Origin of the sequence: Rhizobium quercicola (genome assembly GCF_021168455.1) — a bacterium.
Lineage (GTDB): Bacteria > Pseudomonadota > Alphaproteobacteria > Rhizobiales > Rhizobiaceae > Ferranicluibacter > Ferranicluibacter quercicola.
The window spans coordinates 67,854-80,687 of the sequence record NZ_JAJOZR010000015.1 but is presented as its reverse complement, the minus strand read 5'-3'; the positions used below and the strand labels follow the sequence as shown (position 1 = coordinate 80,687).

Genomic DNA, 12,834 nt, shown 5'->3' with positions numbered 1-12,834 from the left:
CATGGACGGTAATCGAGAATATTTCTCTTGTCGACAGCGTGAACACAAAGCGAGCTGTGTGAAATGCTAAAACCTTTTATCACTTAGGATATTTCTTGATAGAACGTTTTATCAAGCGAGCGGTGAGGTTGAATGAATGAGCACGGGGCATCGAAAGAGAGCCACAATCCGCGATGTTGCGCTGGCCGCGGGCGTCAGCGTGTCCACGGCTTCAAATGCGCTGAACGGACAAGGCCGAACGAATTCTGAGACCCGGGACCGGGTAAAGCGCATCGCCGAGGAGATTGGATTCAGGCCAAATGCCCTTGCACGAGGATTGCTCAGCCGGCGCAGCCATTCGATTGGCGTCATCACCAATGACACCTACGGTCGATTGACACTGCCGATGACGGCCGGGGTGTCGGAAGCACTGGTCGATCATGGTGTGTCGGTTTTTCTGTGCGCCACCAACAACGATCCACGGCTGGCCCAGCTTCATCTTGAGGCTCTGCTGGATAAACAGGTCGACGGTATAATCTTCACGGCCACCAGGCTGGATCACACGCCTCATGTCGATCTTTCGAGCCTGCCGATGCCGGTCGTCTATGCGTTTGCCGAAGGGCCTGCAAACAGCGTATCTTTCGTTCCCGACGACAGCCAGGGCGCGCGTCTCGCTGTCGAGCATCTCATTTCTTTGGGATATCGACGAATCTTGCATATTACGGGGCCGGAGGATTTCGTTGCTGTGCGCCGTCGTGCGACAGCCTATCGTGGCTGCCTCGATGCCATGGGCGAAAAAAGCGAGGTGATGTTCGGAGCCTGGGGCGAGGAATGGGGGCACGAAGCGGTGCACCGGATCCTTTCGCGCCCGGAACCGCAACCAGACGCGATCTTCTGCGGGAGCGATGAGACCGCTCGAGGCGTCATAGACGCGTTAAGAGACCACGGCCTATCTGTGCCGAGCGATATTGCAGTTGTCGGTTTTGATAACTGGCATGTCGTCGCCGCCCAAACACGTCCCGCGCTGACCACGATCGATATGGGTTTGAAGGAACTAGGCCGCAAGGCAGGCTTGGCGATGCTGGACCTGACTCAAGGAAAACCCGTAGAGTTCGGGATCAAAGCCATAGGTTGCAGCCTTGTCATCCGAAAATCCTGCGGGGCCGTTTGAAGGATATAGAAATTTGCGTCCGATCTTGTTGGGTGGATTGAAGGAGAGAAAACGCCTTCCACCAATCTTCGGTGCTTTTACATGGAAGGTTAGGATACGGTGGCTGTGAACCTCTCGCGGACAAAAAAATGGTCGCGCTGTTCTGGGGCGCGTATGCCGCTTCGAGATGACAGGCGGACAACCGTTTGACGAAAGATCGATGACAGGCGGCGTGAGAATGCGCCGCACGACCGTCAAAGGCGGAGTGACCGCGCGAAGGTTCGTCGCTGCATGTCTAGTGGGGATGATCCGTGGACGGATAAAGCGTCGCCCCGACCTTTTGAGCCGCAGCCGCTAGGCGCTTATCCCTCGTCCATAAGCTGGATCGCCGGTCGAGAAGGGTTGACGTCAACAGATGGGCATCCGTGTAACCGATCCCCATACTGAAGATCGAAAAGCGATCGATGACCGTCATGACCTCCGCATGCGTCGCGATGACGGCTTCACGCTGAGCCGTCAGAAACGCGATGACCGCATCCCGTTCCCGCAGACTGCCGAGGGCCAGTTCTCCGACGACGAAGGGGTGGCACAGCAGCCGGTCATCTCGGATGATCCTGGCCAACGCCTCGTCGCCGTGTCGAAAGTGATCAATCCAGATCGAGCTGTCGACAAGGATCACCTGCCCACGTCGCTCCGGCGGCGCGGCGCCGCCTCGGCCTCGGGCATCGTGCCGCCAAGCGCAATCAGCCGCTTGCCGGATTCGACCCGGATCAGCGTCTCGAGCGCCTGGCGCACGAGAGCAGCTGTTTCCCGTGTGCCCGTCAGCGACTTGGCCCGTTCCATCAGGGTGTCATCGAGACTGATCGTCGATCGCATATGCAGCTCCCAAAGGTTGATGCGCTCACTAGCACCAATCGGTGCGAAAATCCATGCCTGATCGGGCCGGCCAGTGTTACCATGCGCATTGCGGGTCATCCCCTTCGCATCCATCGAGGCGAGGGGGCAGAAGCGAAGCTCCCGGGCTGGACGAGGGCTCCGGCGCTCGTCTCACGTATCCGCAAAGCCGAACGGTGCCGCCGTTCGGCGGAAGTCGTCGATGAGGATCTGGCGGCCGATCGGGGGTTCGGCGCGGGAGGTGCAGGTGGCGCGCTGGCAGAGGCGGCAGGCGATGCCGACGAGGGTCGGGGTGCGGTCGCTGTCGGGGCGGACATAGATCAGGCGATCGGCGTGCTGCGCATCGCAGACCAGCGCCACGGCGCGATCGACGCGCGTGACGCCATAGGCGCCGCCGCCGGCACTGACCGTGCGGGCAATCGAGAAGAAGCGTTGCCCGTCGGGAAACTCCAGCCATTGCGTGACGATCTCGCCCGGCATGCGGAAGACCTGGTGGACATTCCACAGCGGACAGCCGCCGCCCGAGGCGGAGAAGGGGAAATGCGCGCCATCCAGCCGCTTGGACACGTTGCCGGCGGCATCCAGCCGGATGAAGAAGAAGGGCACGCGCTCCTGTCCGGGCTTCTGCAGCGTCGTCAGCCGGTGCGCCGTCTGCTCGAAACTGGTGGTGAACTGGCGCGACAGGGCGGCGAGATCGTAGCGCCGGGTTTCCACCGCCTTGGCGAAGGCGCTGTAGGGCATCAGCAGTGCGGCCGCGACATAGCTCGCGAGCGACCGGCGCGCGAGACGGGCGCTCGTTTCCGTCGGGAAATGGCCCTCCTCGACGGCGTCCGTGATCTCCTTGCCGAATTCGAGATAAGCAAGCTGCTGGGCCAGCTGAAACTGTTGGCTCGCCATGTCCAGCGACTCGTCGAGCAGGATCTGCTTGTGGTGCAGGTCGTGCCGACGCAACGAGTCCGACATGATGGAGGAGGGGAGGCGGCGGATGCGAAGCCCGTGCCGCTCCAGCAGATACTGGGCGATGCCGCCCTTGTCCTTGACGGTGGCGGCCAGTCTCTCGGCCACGGTGTCGAGCGTGGGAAAACTGTTTCGCCGCGCGGCGAGGAAGCGGCGCGTGGCCGCCACCGGATCGACCGTCTCCAGCCTTTGCGCGCCCTGGTCGGGCAGGCGCTCGGCAAGGGCGAGCTGCTCCTCGCGATAGGCGGTGTAAAGCCGCAGCAGCGCCTCGCTGAAGCCCGGAAAGCCGTTCGCCACCTCCGAGATCTCGGTGGTGGAAAGGTCGATATCCGCGAAGATCGGGTCCTTCATCACCGTCTGCAACCGCGCGGCGTGATCGGCGCCGCCATCGCCGGCGAGATCCGCCATGTCGATCTTGTAGGATCGCGCCAGCCGCAGAAGCACCTCTGCCGTGACCGGCCGGTGATTGCGCTCCATCAGGGCGATGTAGGATGCCGAGATCTCGAGGTCGGCGGCCATGTCGGACTGGGTCAGGCCGAGATTGCGCCGCAGCCGTCTCAGGCGCGCGCCGACATAGACACCCTGCTTGTCCGACATGACACGTCTCCATCCTTACAACATTACAAGCAAAATTTGTAACGTTTGACAAGTGCACACCGAAGCCTCTGACGCAGTGGAAAAAGCCGGATTATCAAGGCTCCATCAAAACTGAGGAGTGTTCTGATGGCTTACAAGACCGACTACCGCAAGATCGAATACCTGATTTCCGCCAATGCGAGCTGGAGCGGCGTCACCGCCGAGGCCGTCAGCCGCATGCGGCTGCAGAACCGCTTCAAGACGGGTCTCGACATCGCGCGCTACACCGCCGACATCATGCGTCGCGACATGGCGGCCTACGATGCCGATCCGGCCAACTATACCCAGTCGCTCGGCTGCTGGCACGGCTTCATCGCCCAGCAGAAGATGATCTCGATCAAAAAGCACTTCGGCACCACGAAGGGCCGCTATCTCTACCTCTCCGGCTGGATGGTCGCGGCGCTGCGCTCCGAGTTCGGGCCGCTGCCCGACCAGTCCATGCACGAGAAGACCAGCGTTCCCGCGCTGATCGAGGAACTCTACACCTTCCTGCGTCAGGCCGATGCCCGCGAGCTCGGCATGCTGTTCCGCGATATCGATGCGGCTCGCGAGGCCGGCGACATCGCCCGCGAACGCCAGCTGCAGCAGGCGATCGAAAATTACCAGACGCATGTCGTCCCGGTTATCGCCGACATCGATGCCGGCTTCGGCAATGCCGAGGCGACCTATCTTCTGGCCAAGAAGATGATCGAGGCCGGGGCCTGCGCGCTGCAGATCGAGAATCAGGTTTCCGACGAGAAGCAGTGCGGCCATCAGGACGGCAAGGTCACGGTTCCCCACGAGGACTTCATCGCGAAGATCCGCGCCTGCCGCTATGCCTTCCTCGAACTGGGCATCGACAACGGCATCATCGTCGCCCGTACCGACTCGCTCGGTGCCGGCCTCACCAAGCAGATCGCCGTCAGCGCGTCCGCCGGCGATATCGGCGACCTCTACAATTCCTACCTAGATTGCGAGGAAGTTGCCGACATCAGCTCGCTCAACGGCGATGTCATCATCAACCGCGGCGGCAAGCTGATGCGCCCGAAGCGCCTGCCGTCCAACCTCTACCAGTTCCGCGAAGGCACCGGTGCGGATCGCTGCGTTCTCGATTGCATCACCTCGCTCCAGAACGGCGCCGACCTGTTGTGGATCGAAACGGAAAAGCCGCATATCGAGCAGATCGCCGGCATGGTCGATCGCGTTCGCGAGGTCATTCCGAATGCGAAGCTGGTCTACAACAACTCGCCTTCGTTCAACTGGACGCTGAACTTCCGCCAGCAGGTCTTCGACGCCTGGGTCAAGGAGGGCAAGGACGTCTCGGCCTATGATCGCGCCCGGCTGATGAGCGTCGATTACGACACGACGCCGCTCGGACAGGAGGCGGATGAGCGGATCCGGACGTTCCAGCGCGATGCCGCACAGCGCGCCGGGATCTTCCACCACCTGATCACGCTGCCGACCTACCACACGGCGGCCCTGTCGACAGACAATCTGGCGAAGGAGTATTTCGGCGATGCCGGCATGCTCGGCTACGTCAAGGGCGTCCAGCGCAAGGAGATCCGGGAGAGCATCGCCTGCGTCAAGCACCAGAACATGGCCGGCTCCGACCTTGGCGACGACCACAAGGAATATTTCGCCGGCGAGGCGGCCCTGAAGGCCGGCGGTTCGCACAACACGATGAACCAGTTCGCGGCCTGAGGCGGTCGAGGGGGCGGCCCCTCGGGGTCGCGGGCAACCGCGTCCTCGAGGCGTTCGCGAAAACAGAGCGAGGTACGCAAAAGCGCGGGGTGAGAGCCCCGCGCTTTTGCGTTTTCCGTGATGCGGCGGTCGAATGGCGACGATCACGCGAACCCTCTGACAATGTAGAATTTCTAATCTTTTCTCCGATTATTCTAAATGGAGCTAATTTCTCTTCCCTCGTAATGTCATGTCAGAAGCCGCTTCGGGAGGCGGCTGAGAGGGGGGCGGACAGAGGACCGCGCTCTTCGGGAGGAGACGAAACACGCAATCGACGCCGTTTCCACGGGCGGGCAGCCATGCCCGAACCCGGGACCGATGTCCTTTGCCGATCCTGTCTCCGGCCGGTCTCTCTTCACCTGCGTTGTCCCCAGCCGAGGATCTTGAAATGAATCTCTATTCACTGCTTCAACTTCGTGCCGACAAGGGCCGTCCGGTCCGCGTCGGGCTGATCGGCGCCGGCAAGTTCGGGTCGATGGTCATGGCGCAGGTGCAGCGCATCCAGGGCCTGCACCTCGTCGGCGTCGTCGATCTCGACGTCGGCAAGGCCAAGGACTCCATGGCCCGCGTCGGCTGGCCGAAGGAGCGCTATGCCGCCACCAGCTGCGGCGATGCGATCAAGACCGGCACGACCTTCGTCACCGACGACGCCAAGGCGCTCTACGAATGCGGCGAGATCGAGTGCATCATCGAGGCGACCGGCCATCCGATCGCCGGGACGCGCCATGCGCTTGGCGCCATCGAGCACAACAAGCACGTCGTCATGGTCAATGTGGAAGCCGACGTCATGGTCGGGCCGATCCTCGCCGAAAAGGCGCGGGCCAAGGGGCTGATCTATTCCATGGCCTATGGCGACCAGCCGGCACTGATCTGCGAGCTCGTCGACTGGGCCCGCGCCACCGGTTTCGAGGTGACGTCGGCCGGCAAGGGCATGAACTTCGAGCCGCGCTACCGCTACTCGACGCCGGATACGGTCTGGGGCCTCTTCGGCTGGACCGAGGAACAGGTCGCCGCCGACAATCTCAATCCCAAGCTCTACAACTCGTTTACCGACGGCACCAAGGCGGCGATCGAGATGGCGGCGGTCGCCAACGGCACCGGTCTCGATTGCCCGGATGACGGCCTGGCCTTTCCCCCGGCCGGCCTGCACGATCTCGCGCGCGTCTTCCGCCCCACCTCCGACGGCGGCCGCATGGCGCGCGCGGGCCTCGTCGATATTGCCGCCAGCCAGGAGCCGGACGGCCGCGAGGTGTTCAACAACATCCGCTACGGCGTGTTCGTCACCTTCAAGGCGCACAATGAATATGCCCGCGCCTGCTTCAAGCAATACGGCCTTCTGACCGATCCGTCCGGCTGGTACGCCTCGATGTGGCGTCCGTTCCACATCATCGGCCTGGAAACCTCGGTCAGCGTTCTCTCCGCCGTGCTGCGCAACGAGCCGACCGGTTGCTCCAAGGAATTCCGCGGCGATGCGGTGGCGACCGCGAAGAAGGACATGCAGCCGGGCGAGATGCTGGACGGCGAGGGCGGCTATGCCGTCTGGGCCAATGCGATCCCGGCCGCCCGCAGCCTCGACCTCAAGGCCCTGCCGATCGGCCTTGCACACAATGTCAAGCTGAAGCGCCCGATCAAGAAGGACCAGATCGTGTCCTTCGACGATGTCGAGATCGTCAACGACCTCGATGTCGTGCGCCTGCGCCAGGAGATGGAACAGAGCTTCCATCCCTCCAAGCTCGCCGCCGAGTGAGGGCCGGAGATGTCCGCGAACGCTTTCGTCGTCATCGCCGAATTCCAGGTGAAGGCCGGCCAGCTCGACGCGTTTCTGACCGCTGCGCAGGACGATGCGCAGCACTCGGTGACGGACGAGCCCGGCTGCCGGCAGTTCGACGTGATCTGCCCGGAGGCTGCCGGCGACACCGTGGTCTTCTACGAGGTCTATGACGACCGGGCCGCTTTCGACGCGCATCTGGAAACGCCGCATCTGGAGCGCTTCCGCAAGGCCTTTCCCCCGCTTATCGTCGAGGAGCGGCCCGTCCGCTTCGCGACGCGGCAACATCCCTAGGGGGAAGGATTTGAACGACATGACGGAAATGCGCGCCACCATCCGGACTATCGCGGTGATCGGCACCGGCATCATGGGCGGTCCCATGGCCGGCCGGCTGGCGGAAGCGGGCTATGCGGTCACCGCATGGAACCGCTCGCCGGACAAGGCCCACGGCCTGAAGGCGCGTGGCGTCGAGACGGCCGCCACCGCGCAGGACGCTGTCCGGCATGCGGATGTGGTGCTCTGCATGCTCAGCTCCGGCCCGGTCTGCGAGGCGGTGCTGAACGGCGAGGGTGGCGAGGGCGGCGTGATCGCCGCCATGCGTCCGGGCTCGGTCCTCCTCGTCATGAGCTCCATTCCGGTGGAGACGGCGGTGGCCTTGTCGCAGGCCGCGGCACGACGCGGCCTCGATTGTCTCGACGCCCCGGTTTCGGGCGGCGAAAAGGGCGCCAGGGACGGCACGCTCGCGATCATGGCCGGCGGGCCGGCCGACGTTGTCGGGCATCTCGCACCGGTCTTCGCCCCGCTCGGCCGTGTGACCCATGTGGGGCCGGCCGGCAGCGGCGCGCTGACGAAGCTCGCCAATCAGCTGATCGTGGCCTCCACGATCTGCGCCGTGGCGGAAGCACTGACGCTTGCCGAGCGCGGCGGTGCCGATCCGGCCAAGGTCCGCGAGGCGCTCCTGGGGGGCTTTGCGGATTCCACCGTCTTCAAACAGCACGGCCTGCGCATGGTGGAGCGCGATTTCAAGCCCGGCGGACCGGCGAAGTATCAGGTGAAGGATACCTCGACGGCCCTCGGCTTTGCCCGGCATCACGGCCTCAGACTGCCGATCAGCGAGGAGGTTGATCGTCTGTTCCAAGCTATGGTGGATCATGGCGACGGCGATCTTGATCACAGCGCCGTCATCCTCGAACTTCAACGCATGAATGCGCGCGGGGACAGTCCCGCGTAGAACCGATCCAACGTTATCTGGGAGGAATGAAATGAGACACTTTACGCTTCGCAGCCTGATGGCCGCCGCAACCCTGCTGACCGCAACCCTTGCGCAGGCGGAGACGCTGACCCTGTCGACGCCCGATCCGGATACGTCCGAGATCACGCTTGCCGCCAAGAAATTCGCCGAGATCGTTTCCGCCAAGAGCAATGGCGAGCTGACGATCAAGGTCTTTCCGAACGGCACGCTCTATGGCGGCGATCCCGCGGCGGGCGTCAAGCAGCTGGCCGGCGGCTCGCTCGACATGCTGCTGAACTCGACCTCGCTCTATGCGACCTTCAATCCGAAGTTCACGGCGATCGCCATTCCCTACCAGTTCCGCGACATCGACCAGCTGCGCGCCTATCTCGACAGCGAGAACGGCCAGGAACTGGAGGCCGACCTCGGCAAGATCGGCATCAAGGGCGTCGATCTCTGGTCGCGTCCGCTGCGCCAGATCACCAATTCGAAGCTGCCGATCACCACGCCGGCCGATCTGAAGGGCCTGAAGCTGCGCGTGCCGAACAATCCGCTCTGGGTCGAGTTCTTCGGCGCGATGGGGGCTGCCCCGACGCCGATGGCCTTTGCCGAGGTCTACAACGCGCTGCAGCTGAAGGTGGTCGACGGGCAGGAAAACCCGATCAACGTGCCGGTGAGCGCCAAGCTCTACGAAGTGCAGACCTATGCGACGATCAGCAACCACATCGCCGATGCCTGGGTGCTGGGCATGAACCCGGCCCGCTACGAGGGCCTGAGCGACGCCTTCAAGACGGCGCTGACGGACGCCGCCAGGGAGACGGAAGCCTGGAAGGCTTCGAACGACGCGTCCGACATCGAGAAATCCATCGCGACGCTGAAGGCCAACGGCATGCAGGTCAACGAGCTGACAGAAGCGCAGCGCAAGGCCTTCGTCGATGTGGCCGCCGGCCTCGAGGACAAGTTCGCGGCCCTCGTCAAGGACAAGGCCTTCTTCGACCGCACGCGCGCCTTCGTCACCACGAACTGAGGTCATGACGGCACCATGCCGCAATGGCATGGTGCCGGTCCCATTTCGTTGCACCGCACTCCATCCGGAAGGGCTTTCGCATGCGCGCTCCCCTTAGTTCGTTGCTGGGTACAGTCGTTCGCCTCGTCGCCGATGTCGCGGCCGGTATCGCCTGTGCCGGCATTCTCGTCGTCGTCCTGCTGCAGGTCATCGGTCGGCTTGCGGGCCACCCGCTCCCCTGGACGGAGGAGGCGACGCGCTTCCTGTTCATCTGGATGGTGTTCCTCGGGCTTGCGGCCGGTTTCCGCACGGTGGAAAGCGCCCGCGTCGTCGTCTTCCTCGTCATGGGCCGGCGCTTCTTCCAGAGGCTGGCCGTGCCGATCTATGTCGGCTCCTCCGTTTTCTTCTTCGGCCTCATGGGCTGGACGGGCTTCACGCTGATGCGCCAGCAGATCATGATGAACGAGACCGCGGCGACCGTGCCGATCCCCATGTGGCTGATCGGCATGGTGATGCCGGTGTCGGCCGTGATCGCGATCCTCGCCATTTTCGACTCGCTGCGAAACCGGCGCGAGCTCATCGCCCTTCCCGAACTCGGACTTCCGGCCGGCGAAATCGCCCATGCCGACGTGTCCATCTCGTCAGGATATTGAAGCCATGTCGGTCTTTCTTCTCGTCGCCTTCTTCGGCCTGAGCATGCTCGGCATTCCGCTCGCGGTGGCGCTGGCGCTCGCCAGCGTCGCCACGCTGACGCTCTTCACCTCCATGCCGCTCGATCTCCTGTCGCAGACGATGTTCTCCTCGATGAACTCGTTCCTGCTTGTGGCCGTGCCCCTATTCATTCTGGTGGGCACCGTGATGGAGCGCGGCCGGGTGGCCGAGCGCATCTTCGATTTCGCCGAAGCCATGGTCGGCTGGCTGCCGGGCGGCCTCGGCCATGTCAACGTCATCTCGTCGGTCATCTTCTCCGGCGTCTCCGGCTCCTCGGTCGCCGATATCGCCTCCGTCGGCGCCATCGAGATCAAGGCGATGGAACGCCACGGCTTTCCCAAGGGCTATGCGGTCGGCATGACGCTCTGCACGGCGACGCTGTCCTCGATCATCCCGCCCTCCATCCTCGTCGTCATCGCCGGCTCGATCGCCAATGTCTCGATCGGCACGCTTCTGGTGGCAGGGCTGGTGCCCGGCCTGTTCATCGCCTTCGCCTTCATGGTGTTCAACCATTTCTACTCGGTCTATTACGGCTACAATCCGCCATCGCCGTTCAACCTGCGCATGGTCGTGGTGACCGGCATCGGCGCGATCCTGCCCATGCTGACGCCGCTCATTCTCATCATCGGCATCGCCAGCGGCCTGTTCACGCCGACGGAAGCCGCCGCCATCGCCGTCGTCTATGTCGGTGTGCTCGGCGTCCTCGTCTATCGCACCCTGCCGGTGCGCGAGCTGCCGGAAATCCTCATCTCCACCGCGCGCATCTCCGGCACCATCCTCTTCATCGCCGCAACGTCGCAGATCGCCGCCTGGGTCTTCACCTATGACGGGCTGCCGGACAAGGTGGCCGAACTGCTGCAGGCGATGAACCTCGGACCCCTGTCCGGCATGCTCGTCATCTTCGTCTTCCTCCTGATCATCGGCATCTTCATGGAGGCGATCCCGGCCATGTTCATCCTCATTCCCGTGCTGATGCCGCCGGTGCAGGCGATCGGCATCGACCCGATCCACTTCCTCATCGTCACCGTGATGACGCTGACGCTCGGCCTCGTCACCCCTCCGGTCGGCGTCTGCCTGTTTGCCGCGGCGCAGGTCGCCAATATGAAGGTGGAGGATGTGATCCGGGGATCGCTGGCGCCGATGGCGGTGCTGACGCTCGCGATCTTCGCGCTCGTCCTCTTCCCCGTCCTGACCCTCGGCCCCATCCGCCTGCTCGGCATGTACTGAGATGACGGCGTCTTCTTCTCCCTCCGGCTTCGTCGTCGTCATGGGGACGGCGGGCACGGGCAAGTCCGAGATCGCACGGCGGATCGCCGGCCGGATCGGCTGCCGCTTCGTGGAGGCCGACGAGCTGCATGCACCCGAAGCCGTCGCGCAGATGCGTGACGGCTTCGGGCTCACCGACGAGCAGCGCAGGCCCTGGCTCGACGCCGTCTGCGACCGGGCGCTCGCGCAGGACGACCGGCCGGTGATCATCGCCTGCTCGGCGCTGAAACGGAGCTATCGCGACCTTCTGCGGGCGCGGCTCGGCAGTGCGCGCTTCGTCTCCCTGGAGGGAACCGCCGCGCTGATCCTCGAGCGGCTGCAGGCCCGTCGCGATCACTTCGCCACCGCCTCGCTGCTGGCAAGCCAGCTTGCGACGCTGGAAACGCCGCAGCCCGACGAGGATGCCCTGCGACTGGACATCGCCTCCTCGCCGGAGACGCTGACCGACCTCTCCTGCGCGTGGCTGTTCGATGGGGCCGTGTCAGCCCGGCATCGCGCCTGAGGGGTAGGCGGCCTGCCAGAGGTCGCGTTCGGTGCGCAGCCAGTCGAGGAACAGGCGCACCTTCTTCTGCCGCAGATGGTCGCGCGGGCAGACGATCCACTGGGTGGAGATGCGCACCTCCGGCGGCGCGACGACCGGGCAGACGAGGCGGCCGCGCCGCAGTTCCTCGTCCATCATCAGCGTGCTTTCCAGCGCGATCCCCATGCCGCGAACGGCGGCATCGATGGCCATGTGGCTGCGGTCGAACAGCACGCGCCGCCAGCGCTCCTCCGTTGCCACGCCCGCAAGCGGAAACCAGCTGTTCCACTGCGCCTGCGACTTCACCGAGTGGATCAGCCGATGGGCCGGAACCTCCTCGGCCCGCAGGCTGTGTGCGGCGGCGTAGTCGGGCGAGCACACGGGATAGAACTGCTCCTCGGCGATGCTCTCGACATAAAGGCCCGGCCATCGCCCGTCGCCGTGACGCAGCTCGATATCGACCAGCTCCTGATTGAAGTCCGTCGGTTCGTTCGTGCCGTCGAGGCGCAGTTCCAGATCCGGATGACGATCGAGAAAGTGCCCGAGCCGCGGTAACAGCCATTTGTTGGACAGCGTCGGCGTCGCGCGCACCGTGAGCGTGGTCACCGAGCGGAAGCCGCGCAGGGTCGCGGTCGCCTGCTCGATGCTCTCCATCTGCCCCGATATCATCGAGAAATAACGCTCACCGGCCTCCGTCAGCGCGATGCCGCGCCCGGCCTTCGTCATGAGCGCCACGCCGAGCTGGACTTCGAGAACCTGGATCTGCTGGCTGACGGCCGAAGGCGTCACGCTCAGCTCCTCGGCCGCCCGCGCAATGCTGCCGGCGCGTGCGGCGGCGTGGAAGACCAGTATGGCTTTGATGGGAAGCTGCATCGCGGGTTCCGGGTTGACGCGCGAACCTAAAGCATTTCCCGCCGGAGCGAAATCGCTTCGCCGTCGGACAATCCGGCAGAAACAACCGGATAGACCAGGATCGGCGCGCGCATTGCGACCTGTG

At 64.0% G+C, this 12,834-nt stretch carries 13 protein-coding genes; 9 read left to right on the top strand and 4 right to left on the bottom strand.

All coding sequences use genetic code 11. The features are described 5' to 3' along the window. Window positions 1-136 precede the first annotated feature (136 nt). Complete coding sequence (locus LRX75_RS20295; protein WP_231816463.1) at window positions 137-1,150, top strand: LacI family DNA-binding transcriptional regulator; 1,014 nt, start codon at window positions 137-139, stop codon at window positions 1,148-1,150. A 274-nt stretch (window positions 1,151-1,424) separates the two neighbouring features. On the opposite strand, the gene LRX75_RS20290 is transcribed toward LRX75_RS20295, so the two are convergent. The 3 genes from LRX75_RS20290 to LRX75_RS20280 all read right to left on the bottom strand — a co-directional run bounded on the left by LRX75_RS20290 (window position 1,425) and on the right by LRX75_RS20280 (window position 3,577). Next, complete coding sequence (locus LRX75_RS20290; protein WP_231816462.1) at window positions 1,425-1,808, bottom strand: type II toxin-antitoxin system VapC family toxin; 384 nt, start codon at window positions 1,806-1,808, stop codon at window positions 1,425-1,427. Continuing rightward, a complete protein-coding gene (locus LRX75_RS20285; protein ID WP_231816507.1) occupies window positions 1,805-2,005 on the bottom strand; it encodes a type II toxin-antitoxin system VapB family antitoxin in 201 nt (66 codons plus the stop codon). The genes LRX75_RS20290 and LRX75_RS20285 overlap by 4 nt, the downstream gene beginning before the upstream one ends. A gap of 171 nt (window positions 2,006-2,176) precedes the next feature. Then, complete coding sequence (locus tag LRX75_RS20280) at window positions 2,177-3,577, bottom strand: helix-turn-helix domain-containing protein (RefSeq protein ID WP_231816461.1); 1,401 nt, start codon at window positions 3,575-3,577, stop codon at window positions 2,177-2,179. Window positions 3,578-3,703: 126 nt separating this feature from the next. Here LRX75_RS20280 and LRX75_RS20275 point away from each other — a divergent pair, with 126 nt between their 5' ends. From LRX75_RS20275 to LRX75_RS20240, 8 genes are all read left to right on the top strand, one after another. Further along, the gene (locus LRX75_RS20275) at window positions 3,704-5,296 is read left to right on the top strand and encodes an isocitrate lyase (RefSeq protein WP_231816460.1); all 1,593 of its coding nucleotides are present in this window, start codon (window positions 3,704-3,706) and stop codon (window positions 5,294-5,296) included. A 427-nt stretch (window positions 5,297-5,723) separates the two neighbouring features. Then, entirely contained in the window at window positions 5,724-7,082 is a 1,359-nt protein-coding gene (locus LRX75_RS20270; protein ID WP_231816459.1) for an NAD(P)H-dependent oxidoreductase, read from the top strand. 9 nt (window positions 7,083-7,091) lie between these two features. Continuing rightward, window positions 7,092-7,397: a putative quinol monooxygenase gene (locus LRX75_RS20265; RefSeq protein WP_231816458.1), complete on the top strand. Its 306-nt coding sequence runs from the start codon at window positions 7,092-7,094 to the stop codon at window positions 7,395-7,397. A 19-nt stretch (window positions 7,398-7,416) separates the two neighbouring features. After that, entirely contained in the window at window positions 7,417-8,334 is a 918-nt protein-coding gene (locus LRX75_RS20260) for an NAD(P)-dependent oxidoreductase (protein ID WP_231816457.1), read from the top strand. Window positions 8,335-8,365: 31 nt separating this feature from the next. Further along, complete coding sequence (locus tag LRX75_RS20255; RefSeq protein ID WP_231816456.1) at window positions 8,366-9,361, top strand: DctP family TRAP transporter solute-binding subunit; 996 nt, start codon at window positions 8,366-8,368, stop codon at window positions 9,359-9,361. An 80-nt stretch (window positions 9,362-9,441) separates the two neighbouring features. After that, window positions 9,442-9,993 (top strand): TRAP transporter small permease, encoded by a 552-nt coding sequence (locus LRX75_RS20250; protein WP_231816455.1) that lies wholly within the window; start codon window positions 9,442-9,444, stop codon window positions 9,991-9,993. Between the two features lie 4 nt (window positions 9,994-9,997). After that, on the top strand, window positions 9,998-11,278 hold the full coding sequence (locus tag LRX75_RS20245; RefSeq protein WP_231816454.1) for a TRAP transporter large permease: 1,281 nt from the start codon (window positions 9,998-10,000) through the stop codon (window positions 11,276-11,278). Between the two features lies 1 nt (window position 11,279). Beyond that, the gene (locus tag LRX75_RS20240) at window positions 11,280-11,819 is read left to right on the top strand and encodes a gluconokinase (RefSeq protein ID WP_231816453.1); all 540 of its coding nucleotides are present in this window, start codon (window positions 11,280-11,282) and stop codon (window positions 11,817-11,819) included. Here the strand turns inward: LRX75_RS20240 and LRX75_RS20235 are convergent. Then, window positions 11,799-12,710 (bottom strand): LysR substrate-binding domain-containing protein, encoded by a 912-nt coding sequence (locus LRX75_RS20235; protein WP_231816452.1) that lies wholly within the window; start codon window positions 12,708-12,710, stop codon window positions 11,799-11,801. The two genes, LRX75_RS20240 and LRX75_RS20235, sit on opposite strands and share 21 nt — an antisense overlap. Window positions 12,711-12,834: the final 124 nt, after the last annotated feature.